At 70.2% G+C, this 15,978-nt stretch carries 18 protein-coding genes; 4 read left to right on the top strand and 14 right to left on the bottom strand.

The genetic code is table 11. The features are described from left to right. Both groL and groES read right to left on the bottom strand, forming a co-directional pair. Nucleotides 1-1,599, bottom strand: a 1,599-nt coding sequence (gene groL, locus JAO81_RS09770) for a chaperonin GroEL (RefSeq protein ID WP_199547388.1), incomplete at its 3' end; no start/stop codon positions are given. A gap of 105 nt (nucleotides 1,600-1,704) precedes the next feature. Beyond that, nucleotides 1,705-2,013, bottom strand: a complete 309-nt coding sequence (gene groES, locus JAO81_RS09765; protein ID WP_017239619.1) for a co-chaperone GroES — start codon at nucleotides 2,011-2,013, stop codon at nucleotides 1,705-1,707. A 314-nt stretch (nucleotides 2,014-2,327) separates the two neighbouring features. On the opposite strand from groES, the gene JAO81_RS09760 reads away from it, so the two are divergent. After that, the gene (locus JAO81_RS09760) at nucleotides 2,328-2,792 is read left to right on the top strand and encodes a DUF6234 family protein (protein ID WP_199547387.1); all 465 of its coding nucleotides are present in this window, start codon (nucleotides 2,328-2,330) and stop codon (nucleotides 2,790-2,792) included. A gap of 38 nt (nucleotides 2,793-2,830) precedes the next feature. Here the strand turns inward: JAO81_RS09760 and JAO81_RS09755 are convergent, their stop codons facing one another. Then, nucleotides 2,831-3,907, bottom strand: a complete 1,077-nt coding sequence (locus JAO81_RS09755; protein ID WP_307813259.1) for a peptidoglycan-binding protein — start codon at nucleotides 3,905-3,907, stop codon at nucleotides 2,831-2,833. A 249-nt stretch (nucleotides 3,908-4,156) separates the two neighbouring features. Between JAO81_RS09755 and JAO81_RS09750 the strand changes: the two genes are divergently transcribed. After that, entirely contained in the window at nucleotides 4,157-5,602 is a 1,446-nt protein-coding gene (locus JAO81_RS09750) for an FtsW/RodA/SpoVE family cell cycle protein (RefSeq protein ID WP_199547386.1), read from the top strand. On the opposite strand, the gene JAO81_RS09745 is transcribed toward JAO81_RS09750, so the two are convergent. Both JAO81_RS09745 and JAO81_RS09740 read right to left on the bottom strand, forming a co-directional pair. After that, the gene (locus JAO81_RS09745; RefSeq protein ID WP_374194276.1) at nucleotides 5,593-6,423 is read right to left on the bottom strand and encodes a polysaccharide deacetylase family protein; all 831 of its coding nucleotides are present in this window, start codon (nucleotides 6,421-6,423) and stop codon (nucleotides 5,593-5,595) included. The two genes, JAO81_RS09750 and JAO81_RS09745, sit on opposite strands and share 10 nt — an antisense overlap. Next, nucleotides 6,420-7,313, bottom strand: coding sequence for a polysaccharide deacetylase family protein (locus JAO81_RS09740; RefSeq protein ID WP_199547385.1), 894 nt, complete (start codon nucleotides 7,311-7,313; stop codon nucleotides 6,420-6,422). Before JAO81_RS09740 ends, JAO81_RS09745 begins: the two co-directional genes overlap by 4 nt. Before the next feature lie 111 nt (nucleotides 7,314-7,424). Here JAO81_RS09740 and JAO81_RS09735 point away from each other — a divergent pair, with 111 nt between their 5' ends. Next, nucleotides 7,425-8,609 carry a methyltransferase domain-containing protein gene (locus JAO81_RS09735; RefSeq protein ID WP_199547384.1) on the top strand — a complete coding sequence of 395 codons (1,185 nt, stop codon included), beginning with the start codon at nucleotides 7,425-7,427 and terminating at the stop codon, nucleotides 8,607-8,609. Between the two features lies 1 nt (nucleotide 8,610). On the opposite strand, the gene JAO81_RS09730 is transcribed toward JAO81_RS09735, so the two are convergent. The 5 genes from JAO81_RS09730 to tsaB all read right to left on the bottom strand — a co-directional run bounded on the left by JAO81_RS09730 (nucleotide 8,611) and on the right by tsaB (nucleotide 11,845). Beyond that, nucleotides 8,611-8,964 carry a YciI family protein gene (locus JAO81_RS09730; RefSeq protein WP_199547383.1) on the bottom strand — a complete coding sequence of 118 codons (354 nt, stop codon included), beginning with the start codon at nucleotides 8,962-8,964 and terminating at the stop codon, nucleotides 8,611-8,613. 43 nt (nucleotides 8,965-9,007) lie between these two features. Then, a complete protein-coding gene (locus JAO81_RS09725; RefSeq protein WP_199547382.1) occupies nucleotides 9,008-9,532 on the bottom strand; it encodes a hypothetical protein in 525 nt (174 codons plus the stop codon). 66 nt (nucleotides 9,533-9,598) lie between these two features. Next, the gene (tsaD, locus tag JAO81_RS09720; protein WP_199547381.1) at nucleotides 9,599-10,696 is read right to left on the bottom strand and encodes a tRNA (adenosine(37)-N6)-threonylcarbamoyltransferase complex transferase subunit TsaD; all 1,098 of its coding nucleotides are present in this window, start codon (nucleotides 10,694-10,696) and stop codon (nucleotides 9,599-9,601) included. Then, the gene (gene rimI, locus JAO81_RS09715) at nucleotides 10,689-11,174 is read right to left on the bottom strand and encodes a ribosomal protein S18-alanine N-acetyltransferase (RefSeq protein WP_199547407.1); all 486 of its coding nucleotides are present in this window, start codon (nucleotides 11,172-11,174) and stop codon (nucleotides 10,689-10,691) included. Before rimI ends, tsaD begins: the two co-directional genes overlap by 8 nt. Nucleotides 11,175-11,191: 17 nt before the next feature. After that, nucleotides 11,192-11,845 carry a tRNA (adenosine(37)-N6)-threonylcarbamoyltransferase complex dimerization subunit type 1 TsaB gene (gene tsaB, locus JAO81_RS09710; RefSeq protein ID WP_199547380.1) on the bottom strand — a complete coding sequence of 218 codons (654 nt, stop codon included), beginning with the start codon at nucleotides 11,843-11,845 and terminating at the stop codon, nucleotides 11,192-11,194. Between the two features lie 303 nt (nucleotides 11,846-12,148). Here tsaB and JAO81_RS09705 point away from each other — a divergent pair, with 303 nt between their 5' ends. Continuing rightward, nucleotides 12,149-12,697 carry a hypothetical protein gene (locus JAO81_RS09705; RefSeq protein WP_199547379.1) on the top strand — a complete coding sequence of 183 codons (549 nt, stop codon included), beginning with the start codon at nucleotides 12,149-12,151 and terminating at the stop codon, nucleotides 12,695-12,697. Nucleotides 12,698-12,719: 22 nt separating this feature from the next. Here the strand turns inward: JAO81_RS09705 and JAO81_RS09700 are convergent, their stop codons facing one another. From JAO81_RS09700 to alr, 4 genes are all read right to left on the bottom strand, one after another. After that, nucleotides 12,720-12,884, bottom strand: coding sequence for a hypothetical protein (locus JAO81_RS09700; protein ID WP_199547378.1), 165 nt, complete (start codon nucleotides 12,882-12,884; stop codon nucleotides 12,720-12,722). Nucleotides 12,885-13,013: 129 nt separating this feature from the next. Further along, the gene (tsaE, locus tag JAO81_RS09695; protein ID WP_199547377.1) at nucleotides 13,014-13,520 is read right to left on the bottom strand and encodes a tRNA (adenosine(37)-N6)-threonylcarbamoyltransferase complex ATPase subunit type 1 TsaE; all 507 of its coding nucleotides are present in this window, start codon (nucleotides 13,518-13,520) and stop codon (nucleotides 13,014-13,016) included. Continuing rightward, nucleotides 13,492-14,712, bottom strand: a complete 1,221-nt coding sequence (locus JAO81_RS09690; RefSeq protein WP_199547376.1) for an alpha/beta fold hydrolase — start codon at nucleotides 14,710-14,712, stop codon at nucleotides 13,492-13,494. The genes tsaE and JAO81_RS09690 overlap by 29 nt, the downstream gene beginning before the upstream one ends. 81 nt (nucleotides 14,713-14,793) lie before the next feature. After that, a complete protein-coding gene (gene alr, locus JAO81_RS09685) occupies nucleotides 14,794-15,939 on the bottom strand; it encodes an alanine racemase (protein WP_199547375.1) in 1,146 nt (381 codons plus the stop codon). Nucleotides 15,940-15,978 lie beyond the last annotated feature (39 nt).

Genomic DNA, 15,978 nt, shown 5'->3' with positions numbered 1-15,978 from the left:
ACCGGCCCCGGCCTCCTCCTCCGCCGGCTTCCCGACGACCAGGGCCTCGGTCGTGAGGAGCAGGGAGGCGATGGAGGCGGCGTTCTCCAGGGCGGAGCGGGTGACCTTGACCGGGTCGATGACGCCGGCCTTGACCAGGTCGCCGTACTCGCCGGTCGCGGCGTTAAAGCCGTTGCCCTTGTCGAGCTCGGCGACCTTCGAGGTGATGACGTAGCCCTCGAGGCCGGCGTTCTCGGCGATCCAGCGCAGCGGCTCGACGGCGGCGCGGCGGACGACGGCGACACCGGTGGCCTCGTCGCCCTCCTTGCCGAGGTTGCCCTCGAGGACCTTCACGGCGTGGACGAGCGCGGAGCCACCACCGGAGACGATGCCCTCCTCGACCGCGGCGCGGGTCGCGGAGATGGCGTCCTCCAGACGGTGCTTCTTCTCCTTGAGCTCGACCTCGGTGGCCGCACCGACGCGGATCACGCAGACACCGCCGGCCAGCTTCGCGAGGCGCTCCTGGAGCTTCTCGCGGTCCCAGTCGGAGTCCGTGGAGTCGATCTCGGCCTTGATCTGGGCGACGCGGCCCTGGACCTCGGAGGAGTCGCCGCCACCGTCGACGATGGTGGTGTCGTCCTTGGAGATGGTGACGCGGCGGGCGGAGCCCAGCACGTCGAGACCGGCCTGGTCGAGCTTGAGGCCGACCTCTTCGGCGATGACGGTGGCGCCCGTGAGGACCGCCATGTCCTGCAGCATCGCCTTGCGGCGGTCGCCGAAGCCGGGGGCCTTGACGGCCACGGCGTTGAACGTGCCGCGGATCTTGTTCACGACCAGGGTCGACAGGGCCTCGCCCTCGACGTCCTCGGCGATGATCAGGAGCGGACGCGAGCCGCCGGCCTGGATGACCTTCTCCAGGAGCGGGAGCATGTCCTGGATCGAGGAGATCTTGCCCTGGTTGATCAGGATGTACGGGTCGTCGAGGACGGCCTCCATACGCTCCTGGTCGGTGACGAAGTACGGGGACAGGTAGCCCTTGTCGAAGGCCATGCCCTCGGTGAAGTCGAGCTCCAGACCGAAGGTGTTGGACTCCTCGACGGTGATGACACCGTCCTTGCCGACCTTGTCCATGGCCTCGGCGATGAGCTCGCCGATCTGCTTGTCCTGGGCGGACAGCGCGGCCACGGCGGCGATGTCGGACTTCTCCTCGATCGGACGCGCGGTCGCGAGGAGCTCCTCGGACACGGCCTTGACGGCGGCGTCGATGCCCTTCTTCAGAAGGGCCGGGGAAGCACCGGCGGCGACGTTGCGCAGGCCCTCGCGTACGAGCGCCTGGGCGAGCACGGTGGCGGTGGTCGTACCGTCACCCGCGATGTCGTTGGTCTTGGTCGCCACCTCCTTCACCAGCTGCGCACCGAGGTTCTCGTACGGGTCCTCGACCTCGACCTCACGGGCGATGGTCACACCGTCGTTGGTGATGGTGGGGGCGCCGAACTTCTTGTCGATGACGACGTTGCGGCCCTTGGGGCCGATCGTCACCTTGACCGTGTCGGCAAGCTTGTTGACGCCACGCTCGAGGGCGCGACGGGCGTCCTCGTCGAACTTCAGGATCTTCGCCATGGAGCTTCTCTGTCCTCTCGAAAAAAATGAACTGCGCCCCTGACCGCCCGGCAATGAATGAATTCAGCGGGGGCCAGGGGCGCAGGTCAAAGCAAAACTGGTGAATTACTTCTCGACGATCGCGAGCACGTCGCGAGCCGAGAGGACGAGGTACTCCTCGCCGTTGTACTTCACCTCGGTGCCGCCGTACTTGCTGTACAGCACGATGTCGCCGGTCTTCACGTCGAGCGGCAGACGCTCGCCGTTCTCGAAGCGGCCCGGGCCCACGGCGAGGACGACGCCCTCCTGGGGCTTCTCCTTCGCGGTGTCCGGGATGACCAGGCCAGAGGCCGTGGTCTGCTCGGCGTCGAGCGGCTGGACCACGATGCGGTCCTCGAGCGGCTTGATGGCAACCTTGGAGCTGGTGGTCGTCACGATCCGACCTCCCCCTTCGGAGATCTCGGGGATGAATCTGTCTGAGGTGGCGACCAGGTGGATCCGTCGTCGCGGGTGCCGGACCTGCCCGTCGCTGTGTTGGCACTCTCCAGTGGGGAGTGCCAGGCCCGAGACTATGACCGCGATTAGCACTCGGTCAAGCGGAGTGCCAATGAGGGGTCCGGTTTCGCGCTGAGGTGAATGCCCCCGACCCGGTCACGGCGCCGTACGGCCCGGTCACGGGCGGGCGGCACCCTGGTCTCGATCGGTGAACGCGCCGGCGGAGCGCCGGGTTCCAGGGTGACCGTACGGAGATGCCCGCTGACACGGAACGCCGCGACGGCTGCGCCGACGCCCTGATCGCACTGCTCATGGTCATCGCCGACATCGTGGCCCTCGCCGCCGCAGCGCTCTGGGCCGCGCTGCGGGGCCTGGGACGCGGCGTGGAGGACGCGGACGCAGGCAAGGCGGTACCGGGCGCCGAGATCCCGGCCGCCGCTCCCTCGGCACCACCGATGGACTGGACGCCGGTCGTGATGTTCGGCGCCGTGTGCATCACGCTCACCGTGCTCACCGTCGTCTTCTGGCGCGGCGGCCTGCGGATCACCGCATGGACCCAGGGCGCGTTCGCGCTGCTCGCCGTGCTGGCGGTCTGCGTGAGCGCGGCGGGGGAATACGACCGGGCCCGCCCCGAGCCCTCGGCGCCCGCCCCCACGTACAACGGCAGCTACGGCCAATGCCGAAGCGGCGGCGACTCCCACGAGTGCCTTGGAGGCTGAGGGAGTCACCGCCGCTTTTCAAGACAGCTGCCGAGCCGCTACCAGTGGATGACGACCTTGTCGCCCGTCTTCACCTGGTTGTCGAACAGCCACTTGATGCCCTCGTAGTCGCGGACGTTCACGCAGCCGTACGAGCCGCCGGTGTAGCCGTTCTGCGCGAAGTTCTCGGAGTAGTGGACGGCCTGGCCGCCGTCGAAGAACATCGCGAACGGCATCGCCGAGTCGTAGAGCGTCGAGACGTGGTCGCGGCTCTTCCAGTAGACCGAGAAGACGCCCTCACGGGTCTCGTACCCCTTGGCGCCGAAGCGGACGTCGAGCAGCTTGTGGACCTTGCCGTCGATCACCCAGGCCAGCTTCTTGGAGGTCTTGGAGATGCACAGCACGCGGCCGGTCAGGCAGCGGTCGTCGAGGTCGGCCTTGGAGGCGTCCACCGTGGGCAGCTCGACCGGCGGCTTGAGCTCGTCCTGCGTGGGCGTCCTGGTCTGGGACTTCAGCTTCTCCCAGGTGTCCTCGAAGACGGTCCCGGTGACCTCGAGGCCCGCGGCCTGCTGATACGCCTTGACGGAGGTCAGCGTGACATCGCCGTAGAACCCGGTCGGCTTGTCCTTGAAGTGCCCCAACTGCTTGAGCCGGGCCTGCAGTTCACGCACCTGGTCGCTGTTGTCGCCGTGGCCGAGTACCTGCTTCTTCGGGAACAGCTCGTCCCGCGTGGGCGCCTTGGTCTGGGACGTCAGCTTCTTCCAGGTCGAGGTGGTGACGATGCCGGTGACCTCGAGCTTCTGCGCCGCCTGGTACTCGGCCACGGCCCCCTCGGTCGCCGGACCGTAGTTGCCGTTGGGCACCGCCTTGAGGTGCTCGACCTGGACGAGGCGGGCCTGCAGCTCGCGCACCTCGTCGGAGTTGTCGCCCGGCTCGAGGACGACCTCCTCGGTCTCCTTCTCCTTCGCGCTGGGCTTCTCGCTCGGCTCGGTCTGCCCGGAGGACGGAGTCCGGTCGGCCGCGACCTCGTTCGCCGCGGTCGCCGCCTGGTCACCACCCTGACTGCAGCCGGTCAGAAAGAGCGCCGCCGCGGACAGCACCGCGACGGCAGACAGACCTATTCGATTCGAGCGCACGAGTCCCCCTGCATCGGATGAGCACCTACACCCCTTTAGAGACTCCAGAAACACGGAAATGTTGCACGTCACGCGATAACGGAAACATCACAGCTATACGGCGCTTGGGGCAGCCATGAGGAGAAGCGTCCGGGAACCCTCGCCCCCGCGTGATGCGTCTCACCGACGGCAACCGCGGCTCCCCCCACCACGTCTTCCTCGCGGAGAAACCGGAACAACAGGGTTAAACCGAGGGAAACGGACGGGTGGATGGCGGCGGAGACTCCCTTCATCACGCAGGAACCCGTGGCCGTTCCACGACCACGGACCCTCGGCAGCTCGCTGCTCGCCGCCGGCCACCGCCGCACCGAGGCGCTGCTGCTCCTGCTGACCGTCGCGATCACGACGTTCGGCCAGGCACAGGTGGGCCTCGCCGTCCACGGTCAGCTGCCGGGCAACCTCGGGCAGTTCGCGCTCAGCATGGCGCTGCTGTCCTTCGCCGCCCATCTCGCCGTACGCCGGTTCGCGCCGTACGCCGACCCGCTGATCCTGCCGCTCGCGGTCCTGATCACCGGTCTCGGACTCGTCCTGCTGCACCGCCTGGACCCCGCGTACGCCGCGCGATACGGCTCGGATCCGACCGCCGGCGGGCAGCTGATGTGGAGCGTGATCGGTGTCGCGGTCTGTATCGGGGCACTTGTGGCCCTGCGCGACCACCGCCGGCTGCAGCGGTACATCTACGTGATGATGGCCGTCGCGCTCGTCCTGCTGATGGCGCCCGCCTTCTTCCCCGGCGACACCTACGGCGCCAAGCGCTGGATCTATCTCGGCGGCCTTTCCTTCCAGCCGGGCGAGTTCGTGAAGATCATGATCGCGGTGTTCTTCGCCGGCTATCTCACGGTCAACCGCAACGCCCTCGCCCTGACCGGCCGCAGGGTGCTCGGCATACAGCTTCCGCCCGGCCGGCAGTTCGGGCCGATCCTCGCGATCTGGGCGGTCAGCCTGCTGGTGCTGATCTTCGAACGCGACCTGGGCACCTCGCTGATCTTCTTTGGGCTGTTCGTCGTCATGCTGTACGCGGCCACGCAGCGCACCAGTTGGATCGTGACCGGACTGCTGATGGCGGCGCTCGGCGCCTTCGTCGTCGGCTCGCTCGAACCCCATGTGCACGGCCGCGTCGAGGCCTGGCTCGACCCCTTCGCCGTGTACGCGAAGGACACCGGCGGCTCCGACCAGCTCGCGCAGGCGCTGTTCAGCTTCGGCAGCGGCGGTCTGACCGGCACCGGGCTCGGGCAGGGCCACCCCGAGCTGATCGCGTTCGCCGGACGCAGCGACTTCATCCTGACCACGGTCGGCGAGGAGCTCGGACTCGCCGGCCTGACCGCCGTACTGCTCCTGTACGCCCTGCTCGTCCAGCGTGGTCTGCGCACCGCCCTGCTCGCCCGCGACCCCTTCGGCAAACTGCTCGCCGCCGGGCTCTCCGCGGCCCTGATGCTCCAGGTGTTCGTGGTCGCGGGCGGTGTCACCGGGCTGATACCGCTGACCGGCAAGGCCCTGCCGTTCCTCGCGAAGGGCGGGTCCTCACTCGTGGCGAACTGGGTGATGATCGCGATTCTGCTGAGGATCAGCGACAGCGCGGGGCGCCACCGGGCCGCGGCAGCCGGGAGCGACCCCGAAGCGCCCGACTCCGAAGCCGGGGCCCCCGCTCAGAGATAGTCCTCGAGCCGCGCCACCGTGAACCCCTGCTCCTGGATCCGGCGCAGCATCCGCGTGGTCATCTCGGTCAGGGACGCCCCGTGCAGCTCGTCCGGTCCGCGGAAGTGCGCGAGCACGATGTCACCCGGCCGGAGCTTCGCCCCCTGCGCGTACCGAAGATCGTTGATCTGCATCGACGCCCGCCACAGCACCACCGCCGAGAGCCCGCAGTCCGCCGCGGCCCGCAGCGTGTCCGCGTTGTACTCGCCGTACGGCGGACGGAACAGCCGCGGCCGCTGGCCGAAGCGTTCCTTGAGCTTGTCCTGCTGCCCGCAGATCTCCCAGCGCTGGCCCTCGTAGGGAAGTCCCGGCAGATAGGGATGGTCGAGGGTGTGGTTCTGGACGGTGGCGCCCACCGAGGCCAGCTCGCCGAAGTGGGCGTAGCCGGGTCCGGCCACGCTGTCGGTGAGGAACATGCTGACGGGCAGCCGCAGTTCCTTGACCATCCGTACGAAGCGCGGATCGCGTTCGGCCCCGTCGTCGAAGGTCAGGAAGACGACCTTGTCCTTGGTCGGTACGCGGTCGAGCACCGGCGGAAGACCGGGGCCCGCGCCCTTCAAAGGACGCTTCGGCAGAGGTTTCGGGGCGGGCGCGAGCGGCTTGTCCAGCCCCCAGCGGCGGGCGGTGGCCTGGCTGACGCGGCGCTCCTCCACCTTCTGTGCGGCCTTGCGCCCGAGCCGTTCGATGGGGTCGACGGACTGGGCGCAGCCGGTGAGGCCCCCGGACAGAGCGAGCGCACCGGCTGCGAGCACGCCGGCCAGCAGCCGGTGCGCGGGCCTCACAGGTAGTCCTCCAGGCGGGCCACCGCGTACCCCTTGTCGGTGACCGTCTTCATGAACTTGCGGATCATGTCGGGCATCGAGCCCTTCCAGTCCCCCTTGCCGCGGAAGTGCGTGAGGATGATGTCGCCGGGGTGGATGTCGCGGTCCCACTCGCGGTAGTCCATGCGGTCCACGAAGACCTCGGCGTTCCACAGCGGCACGGCCTTGATGCCACAGGCCTTGGCGGCCTTGAGGGTGTCGCGGTTGTAGTTGCCGTACGGCGGGCGGAAGAGCTCGGGCCGCTTGCCGTAGTGCTTCTCGATGACGTCCTGCATCCCGCAGATCTCACGCTTCTGCTGGTCGTACGTGAGGCCGGGCATGTAGCGGTGGTTGAGCGTGTGGTTGTTCAGGGCGACGCCGCGGTTCTGCATCTTCTTGAAGTAGCCGTAGTCCTCCTTGACCAGGTAGTCACTGAGGAAGGCCGTGTACGGGATCTTCAGGTCGCTCATCATCTTGAGGAACTGAGGATCCTTCTCGGCCCCGTCGTCGATCGTCAGGAAGACGACCTTGTCCTTGGTCGGGATCGTGGTGAAGATCTGCGGCAGACCCTTCTGCCCGGAGACCTCGAAGCCCTTACGGGTGGTCGGCTTCGTCTTCTTCAGGGGCGCCTCGGGCGCGGTGAGCGGCATCTTGGCCAGACCCCAGCGCTTGACCGCGGCCACCTTGGCGGCGTGCGCGGCGGCACGCTGCTTGGCGAGGGCGGCGGCCTGCTGGCCGGGGGCGGGCTTGACCGGCTCGCTGCCGCCGCCGCTGGAACAGGCGGTGGCGACGACGGCGGTGGCGGCGATCAGGGCCACCCCGGAGACGGCCACACGCAACCGATTTTTGTCGTTTTGTCGTACTAGTTGCATGGAGCCGGATCCTGTCAGCGCCGTAGGCGCGGGCCCGGCTGACAGCGCCGCCGGGGCCCGCACGATCCACCGACTGGCCGACACATCGGTCCGGTGGCCGACAATGGCGGGGTGAACGACCCCGCCGCTTTCCGTGCCCTGCTCACCGACGAGGGCCGCGCCCTCCTTGCCGAGCTGCACGACCACGACCCGGCCGACGAACTCGCCCTCGCCACCCGCCTGCGCCGCGGTCACGCACCCGGACTGGTCTCGGCCGCGCTGGCCCAGGCCCGGCTGCGGCAGCGCGCGGCGGCCAAGTTCGGGGCGGACGCGGCCCGGATGTTCTTCACCCCGAACGGCGTCGAGCAGGCGACGCGGACCAGCGTCGCGGCGTACCGCGCACGGGAGTTCAAGGGCCTCGGGGTGCGCTCCCTCGCCGATCTGTGCTGCGGCATCGGCGGCGACGCGATCGCCCTGGCCCGCGAGGGCATCTCGGTGCTCGCGGTCGACCGCGACCCGCTGACCTGCGAGGTCGCCCGCGCGAACGCCGAGGCGCTGGGCCTCGACGAGCTGATCGAGGTGCGCGAGGCGGACGTCGCCGAGATCGACACCTCTTCGTACGACGCGGTCTTCGTCGATCCCGCGCGCCGGGGCGGGCGGGGCCGGATCTTCGATCCCGAGGCCTACTCACCACCCCTGTCCTGGGCGATCGAAGCCGCCCGCAAAGCCCCGCACGCCGCGCTGAAGATCGCGCCGGGCATTCCCCACGAGGCCGTCCCGGACGAGGTGTACGCGGAGTGGATCTCGGACTCCGGCGACGTGAAGGAGGCCGTGCTGTGGTTCGGGACGCGGCCCGGCGCGTTCGGCGCGACGCTGCTGCCGGCCGGGGCCTCGCTGTGGTCCGCGCGCGCGACGATGCTGCCGGATCCCGAGCCGCGGCCGGTGGGGCGTTTTCTGTACGAGCCGGACGGCGCCGTCATCCGCGCGCATCTGGTCGCCGAGGTGGCGAAGGATGTCGGGGGCGGACTGATCGACCCCATGATCGCCTACGTCACGTCCGACGAACTGCACAGCACCCCGTACGCGACCCCGTACGAGATCACCGACCACATCCCCTTCAACGTCAAGAAGTTGAAGGCCCTGCTGCGCGAGCGCGAGGTCGGGATCCTGACGGTCAAGAAGCGCGGTTCCGCGGTCGAGCCGGAGGAACTGCGCAAGAAGATGAAGCTGCAGGGGCGGAACTCCGCGACCGTGTTCCTCACGCGGGTGGCGGGGGCGCCGACGATGCTCGTCGGCCACCCCGCTCCCCCGGCCTGACTCAGCCCTCGGCGAGTTCGCGCAGCTCGCAGGTGATCGTCCACTCTTCCTCGTGGACCTTGAGGAAGCGCTTGGTCCACTCCAGGGCCTCGGCCTCGTCCTTGGTCTGGAAGACCGCGTACCCGCCGATGACCTCCTTGGTCTCGGTGAACGGGCCGTCGGTGACGGACAGTTCGCCGCCGCTGTAGAGGACCCGCTTGCCCTCGGAGGTCGGGTGCAGACCGGCGGTGTCGAGCAGCACGCCCGCCTTGGTCATCTCCTCCATGAGCTTGCCCATGCGCTCCATGAGCTCCTCGCTCGGACCACCGGGGTTGTTGTTCTCGTCGACGCGGATCAGCGACATGTAGCGCGGCATGGTGACTCCTCGGTTGCGGTGACGGGGGCTTCTCCCCTGCCTCTCACCCTTGTGTCGAACGGGATCCGGCGGAATCGACACCCTCGGCGGACTTTTCCGAGGATTCTTTCCCACCGCGTTCTCCCGCGCCGCCCGCGGGCTCCTCCGGTACGTCACGCCACTTGCGCGGCCGCCAGAACACTCCGGCGAACAGCCAGAGCCCCAGGAACAGCACCGCCTCCACCAGCATCAGACCCGCGTTCTCCCCGAGACTTCCGGATCGGCCGTTCAGCGCGATGCCGAAGCCGAGCAGCACCAGGGAGCCCACGACCGAGAGCACGGCGAGGATCACGCGGGTGTTGATCCGGCGCCCCGGCGTGGTGTTGCCCTTCTCCTCGATCCGCCGGGCGGCCCCGCGCACGCCGTGCCGGCGCTCCATCACGCCCCAGACGATCCACGACAGCAGCCCGAGGATCGCCAGGATCCCGGCGATGTTCAGGATGATGTCGATCCAGCCGACCTCGGTGTAATCCACGAACTTGTCGGCGCGTTCGACGAGTTGTCCGGTGTCCTGCACAGCAGCCGTCATACGTCACGGGTGGCCGCCCGGCGCGGAACCATACCTGTCACTTGAGGCGGGCGGCGCGGCCGGGGTTCAGGAGTACAGGTTGTCCTTCGCCACCTCGTGCACGTGATCGTGCGTATGGGCGTGGCCCGGCACATGCGGTTCCGTGACCGGGAGCGAGGAGTCCGCCGACAGGTCCCAGTCCGAGGCGGCGCGCCCCCGGGCGACCATCTCTGCGCCGAGGGCCGCGACCATCGCGCCGTTGTCGGTGCACAGCTTCGGGCGCGGGACGCGCAGCTGGATGCCGGCCTTGTCGCAGCGCTCCTGGGCCAGGGCGCGCAGCCGCGAGTTGGCCGCCACACCGCCGCCGATCATCAGGTGCTCCACGCCCTCGTCCTTGCAGGCCCGCACGGCCTTGCGGGTGAGCACGTCGACGACCGCCTCCTGGAAGGACGCCGACACATCCCGTACGGGAACGTCCTCGCCCGCATTGCGCTTCGCCTCGATCCAGCGCGCGACCGCGGTCTTCAGGCCGGAGAAGGAGAAGTCGTACGCGGGGTCGCGCGGGCCCGTGAGACCGCGCGGGAACGCGATCGCGTTCGGGTCGCCCTCCTTCGCGTACCGGTCGATGACCGGGCCGCCGGGGAAGCCGAGGTTGAGCACGCGGGCGATCTTGTCGAAGGCCTCGCCGGCCGCGTCGTCGATCGTCGCGCCGAGCGGCCGTACGTCCGAGGTGATGTCCGAGGACAGCAGCAGCGAGGAGTGGCCGCCGGAGACGAGCAGCGCCATCGTCGGCTCGGGCAGCGGACCGTGTTCCAGCTGGTCGACGCAGATGTGCGAGGCGAGGTGGTTCACGCCGTACAACGGCTTGCCGAGCGCGTACGCGTACGCCTTCGCGGCCGAGACGCCGACGAGCAGCGCGCCCGCGAGACCGGGCCCGGCCGTCACGGAGATGCCGTCGAGGTCGCGAGCCGACACACCGGCGTCCTGCAGGGCGCCCCGGATGGACGGCACCATCGCCTGGAGGTGCGCCGGCGAGGCGCCCTCGGGCACGACACCGCCGAAGCGTGCGTGCTCGTCGACGCTGGAGGCGACGGCGTCGGCGAGCAGGGTGGTGCCGCGCACGATGCCGACGCCGGTCTCGTCGCAGCTGGTCTCGATGCCCAGTACGAGCGGTTCGTCAGCCATGGGTCTCGGTTCCTTGTACGAAGTCTGCGGTTGCTGTCGAAGGATCGGTCAGGCGCATCACGAGGGCGTCGACATTGCCCGGTTGGTAGTAGCCGCGCCGGAAGCCGATGGGTTCGAAGCCGAAGCGTTCGTAGAGCTTCTGGGCGCGGGCGTTGTCGACGCGCACTTCGAGCAGCACCTCGGTGCACTCGAAGGCGGTGGCGTGCCGCAGCAGATCGGTGAGCAGCCCCGAGCCGAGGCCGGTGCCCTGGTGGTCACGGGCCACGGCGATGGTCTGCACATCGCCGAGCCCGCCGACGGCCGCGAGGCCCGCGTACCCGACGATCCGCTCGCCCTCGACGGCGGTCACATAGCGGCGGGAAGCGCCGGGGCCGCGCGCGTGGGCGAGCTCGGACCAGAACATCCCCCGCGACCAGGCGTCGTCGGGGAACAGCTCCTTCTCCAGCTCGAGCACCGGCTCGATGTCCCACCAGCGCATCTCGCGCAGTACCGGGGTCACTTGGGGGTGACCACCTTGTAGTTCTTCGGGACCTGGGCGTCCGGGCGGCGCAGATACAGCGGCCGCGGCTCGGTCAGCTCCTCGCCCGCAGCGAGCTTCCCGGCGGCGAGCGCGGCCAGCGCACCGGCGCTGACGTGCTCGGGGGTGCGGGCGTCCGGGAACGTCCCGGGGTAGAGCAGGGCACCCGCGCCGACCGCGGGCAGGCCCGCGACCTGCTCGGCGATCTCGGCGGGGCGGTCGACGGCCGGGTCGGTCACCCTCGTACGACTGCCGTTGTAGCGCGCCCAGTAGACCTCTTTGCGGCGCGCGTCCGTCGCGACCACGAACTCGCCTTCGAGGCCCGAGGCGTACGCGAGTCCGTCGAGCGTGCACAGTCCGTGCACGGGGATGCCGAGCGCCGAGCCGAAGGTCATGGCCGTCATCAGGCCGACGCGCAGTCCGGTGTACGGGCCGGGGCCCGTGCCCACCACGATCGCGGTGACGGCGTCGAGTTTCACGCCCGCCTCGGCGAGCACCCGGTCGACGGCCGGCAGCAGCAGCTCACCGTGTCTGCGGGCGTCGACGCCGCCCGACTCGGCGAGGACGGTGCGGCCGTCGTGCAGGGCGGCCGTGACGGCGGGGGTGGCGGTATCCAGAGCGAGCAAGAGCACGCGAACAGCCTACGGCGTGGGGCCTGTGTCGGGTGACCCGTCATACGCGCGAAGCGCGGGAGCGGCGGCGTTCGGTGCGTGCCATCGGTGTGCGGCGTCGCAGGTCATGTGTCGGAGCCACCTGTCCTGTGGCGCCGTGCGCCGAGGGTGCGTGCCGGACGCCGCAGCTCAGACGGGTCATCCGACACAGGCCCCCGAAGGCGGGGCACGGCGCCCCGGCGGGGAAGGGCCCGGCTGCTAACGTCGCTCCCTGTACGTATATGACGTACCCAGTCGTATGTACGAAGGGTGTGGAGGTAGCTCGTGGCACGCAGCAGCTCGGGATTCGTGGCCGGGCTGACCGCGGCGGCGCTCGCGGCGGTCGGCTTCCTCGCGTACCAGGCGTCCGCCTCCGCCCCGGAGACCCTCAGCAAGCCCAAGACCCCGCCCTCGTCGAGCGCCTCCAAGAAGCCCGGGGGCAAGACGACGCCCGACGCGCTGCCGACACTGTCCGGCCAGGGCCAGCGGGTCGTGTACTCGCTGGGCTCCGACCGCGTCTGGCTCGTGGGTGAGGGCGACAAGGTCGAGCACACGTTCAAGGTCTCGCCGAGCACGGTCGATCCGCTGCCGGGCGAGTACGCGGTGACGACGCGGTCCGGGTCGATCACCGGCTCGGACGGGACGCCCATCGAGCACGTGGTGCGCTTCGCGACGAACGACGGCGTGACGATCGGATTCAGCGCGGCCAAGGACGGCTCGACGCCCGAGCCCGACCCGTCGAGGAAGACCGGCGGCATCCGGGAGTCGCGTGCGGACGGGCTCGCGATGTGGGAGTTCGCGACGGTGGGGACGAGCGTGATCGTGGTCCAGTAGGGCCACGCAGCGGTACGGAGTGTCAGGCGGCGTCGCGATGCGGCGCCGCCTGAGTCCGTTCCGCCTCGACCTGTACGCGCTCGGGGAACACCGGCGGCGTGGAGACCGCGGTGGCCGCGGCACAGGACGCGAGCAGCTCGCTCATCGACGGCTGCACCTTGGGTGTCTCACGTTCCGGGGCCGACATGGTGCCTCCCGAGTGCAGGGCGCGGTTAGGTATCCCTAACCAAGTCTCGGTCTCCATGTGACCACGGGGCGAGCCGGTACGCAATATCTTCCCGACGGCTTGTCGGAAACTGTCGCCACGCGGGTGTTCTCACGCCGCGAGCGCCTCCAGGTCCACCCCGCCCCAGCGCTCCCCCAGCCCGTTCAGCGTCACCGTCCGCACGTCCGAAGCGGCGTCGCCCTCCTCCCGGTGGATCACCACGTGCAGCCGGTCGTCCGTGAGCTCCTCGACCTTGCCCTCGCCCCACTCCACGACGATCACGGACTCGGGCAGCGAGACATCGAGGTCGAGGTCCTCCATCTCGTCGAGCCCGCCACCCAGGCGGTACGCGTCCACGTGGACCAGCGGCGGCCCGTCGCCGAGCGAGGGGTGGACGCGGGCGATGACGAACGTCGGCGAGGTGACCGCGCCACGGACGCCGAGGCCCGCGCCGAGGCCGCGGGTGAGGGTGGTCTTGCCGGCGCCGAGCTCACCGTTGAGCATCACGAGGTCGCCGGCGCGCAGGATCTTGGCGAGGCGCTGACCCAACTCGCCCATCTGCTCGGGGGAGTTGATGATGATACGGACACTATTTGCCGGGTTGTGCGGTGCTTCCATGAGCAACCACGTTAGCGGCCGGAGCGGCCACCCCCGCACGCGCCAGGAGATCGGCGAGACGGTCCGTCACCAGCTCCGGGTGCTCGAGCATCACCAGATGCCCGGCGTCCGGCACGATCACCAGCTCGGCATCGGGCAGCTCGTCGGCGATCGACTCGCTGTGCTCGCTGGGTGTGACCAGGTCCTTGTCGCCGGCGAGAACCAGGACGGGTCGGTCCGCGAAGTGCCGTAGGGCGTCCTGCTTGTCGTGATCGCCGAAGGCCGGATAGAACTCCGCGACCACGTCGATGGGTGTCGACTCGATGAGACGTTCGGCAAAGCGCGCGACCGCCGGGTCCACCTCGCGGGACGCGAACGAGTAGCGCTTGATGATGCCCGCGAACAGGTCCGCGGTGGCCCCTCGGGCGCGCTCGACCAGTTCGACGCGCGAGCCGAGCGCCTTGAGGACTCCGGGCAGGACCCGGCGTACGGCGTTCATGCCCGCGACCGGCAGACCGTAGTTGACCTCGCCGAGCCGCCCGGAGGACGTGCCGACGAACGCGGCGCCCACGACCCGGTCGCGGATCAGCTCGGGGAACTGGTCGGCGAGCGCCATCACGGTCATGCCGCCCATGGAGTGGCCGACCAGGACGAGCGGGCCCTCGGGCGCGGCCTCGTCGACGACCGTCTTGAGGTCGCGGCCCAACTGGTCGATGGTGACCGGCTCCTGGCGCTCGGTCTGGGCCTTGCCGCGCTCGGAGCGGCCGTGGCTGCGCTGGTCCCAGTAGACGGTGCGCACGACGCCGCGCAGGGCCGCGCGCTGGAAGTGCCAGGAGTCCTGGCTGAGGCAGTAGCCGTGCGAGAAGACGACGGTGACGGGAGCGGGGGCCTTGCGGCCGAAGAGGCGTCGGCCGCGACGGCCCTTCGCACTGTCCGGTTCGACCTCGTCGACCTCGTAGTAGAGGACCGTGCCGTCCTCGGCCCGCGCCTTGCCGGGCAGCCCGCGCAGCGAGCCGTAGGGACCGGCGGAGTCGAGGGCGAGGCGGGCCTTCTTGCGCATGCCGCGTCCGACGGTGAGCCGCTCGACCGCGCCCCCGGCGCCCGCCCCCGCGGCGACCCCCCCTACCGCGGCGCCCGCGATGCCCGCCCTGCCCCACCCGCCGCCGGCCGCCTCCTCGGCGGCCCGGGCGATCTGGGTGCCTGTGTCACTCACGTGCCGCTCCTGCCTCCTGCGTTACGACGTTCACGAGCCCTACGAGTACACCGGACCGGCCATACGGTCACGCCCGGCCTGTCACTCGTTCACGTAGACGCGGGGAACGCGTGTTCCGATGCGCGTGACGATCTCGTACCCGATGGTGCCCGCCGCCCGCGCCCAGTCCTCGGCGGTCGGCTCGCCCCGGTCGCCCGGTCCGAACAGCACCGCCTCGTCGCCGGCCGCGGGCTCGTCCCCGTGCAGATCGACCACGACCGGGTCCATGGCGACCCGCCCGGCGGCCGCCCGCACCTTGCCGCCGACGAGGACCGGACCGGTCCGGGAGGCGTGCCGGGGCAATCCGTCGCCGTAGCCGACGGGGACGAGGCCGAGCGTGGTGGGCTCGGGTGTGACGTAGTGATGCCCGTAACTGACGCCGAGACCCGCGGGAACGCGCTTCACCAGGGCGAGCGACGCGGTGAGCGTCATCACCGGACGCAGACCGAAGTCCTCGGGCGTGCCGACCTCGGGGCTCGGTGAGATCCCGTACATGGCGATGCCGGGACGTACGAGGTCGTAGTGCGACTCGGGCAGGGTCAGCGTGCCCGGGGAGTTGGCGATGTGGCGGACCTCGGGGGTGAGGCCGGCCTCCTCGGCATGGCGCACCGCGGCGGCGAACTCGGCGGACTGCAGGGCGATCGAGGGGTGCCCGGGCTCGTCCGCGCACGCGTAGTGCGACCAGATGCCGGTGACCTTGACCGTGCCTTCGGCCTCGGCCTTCAGACAGGCCTCGACCAGCTCGGGCCAGTCGGCGGGCATACAGCCGTTCCGCCCGAGTCCGGTGTCGATCTTCAGCTGCACCCGTGCCGTGCGCCCTGCCTGGCGGGCCGCCGCGGTCAGCTCGCGCAGCGCCCACATGCCGCTGACACCGAGGTCGACGTCGGCCTCGACGGCCGCGCGCCAGGGGCCGCCGGGCGTCCACAACCAGCACATGACGCGGGCGTCGTCGACGCCGATGCCCGCCGCGCGCAGCGCGAGCGCCTCCTGGGGGGTGGCGGTGCCCAGCCAGGTCGCGCCGGCCTGCAGCGCGGCCTTGGCGCAGGGCACCATTCCGTGCCCGTACGCGTCCGCCTTCACCACGGCCATGAACGCGGCGCGGGGCGCGCGGGCACGCAGCGCCCGCACATTGGCCCGCAGAGCGGCCAGATCGATCTCGGCGCGGACGCGCACAGGTGTCTCAGTCATCGCGCCCCAGTGTCTCAGAGCCGTACGACGGTCTCGGCT

This window comes from Streptomyces sp. N35, from assembly GCF_016464295.1.
GTDB lineage: Bacteria > Actinomycetota > Actinomycetes > Streptomycetales > Streptomycetaceae > Streptomyces.
This window is presented reverse-complemented; position numbering and strand designations above follow the sequence as displayed.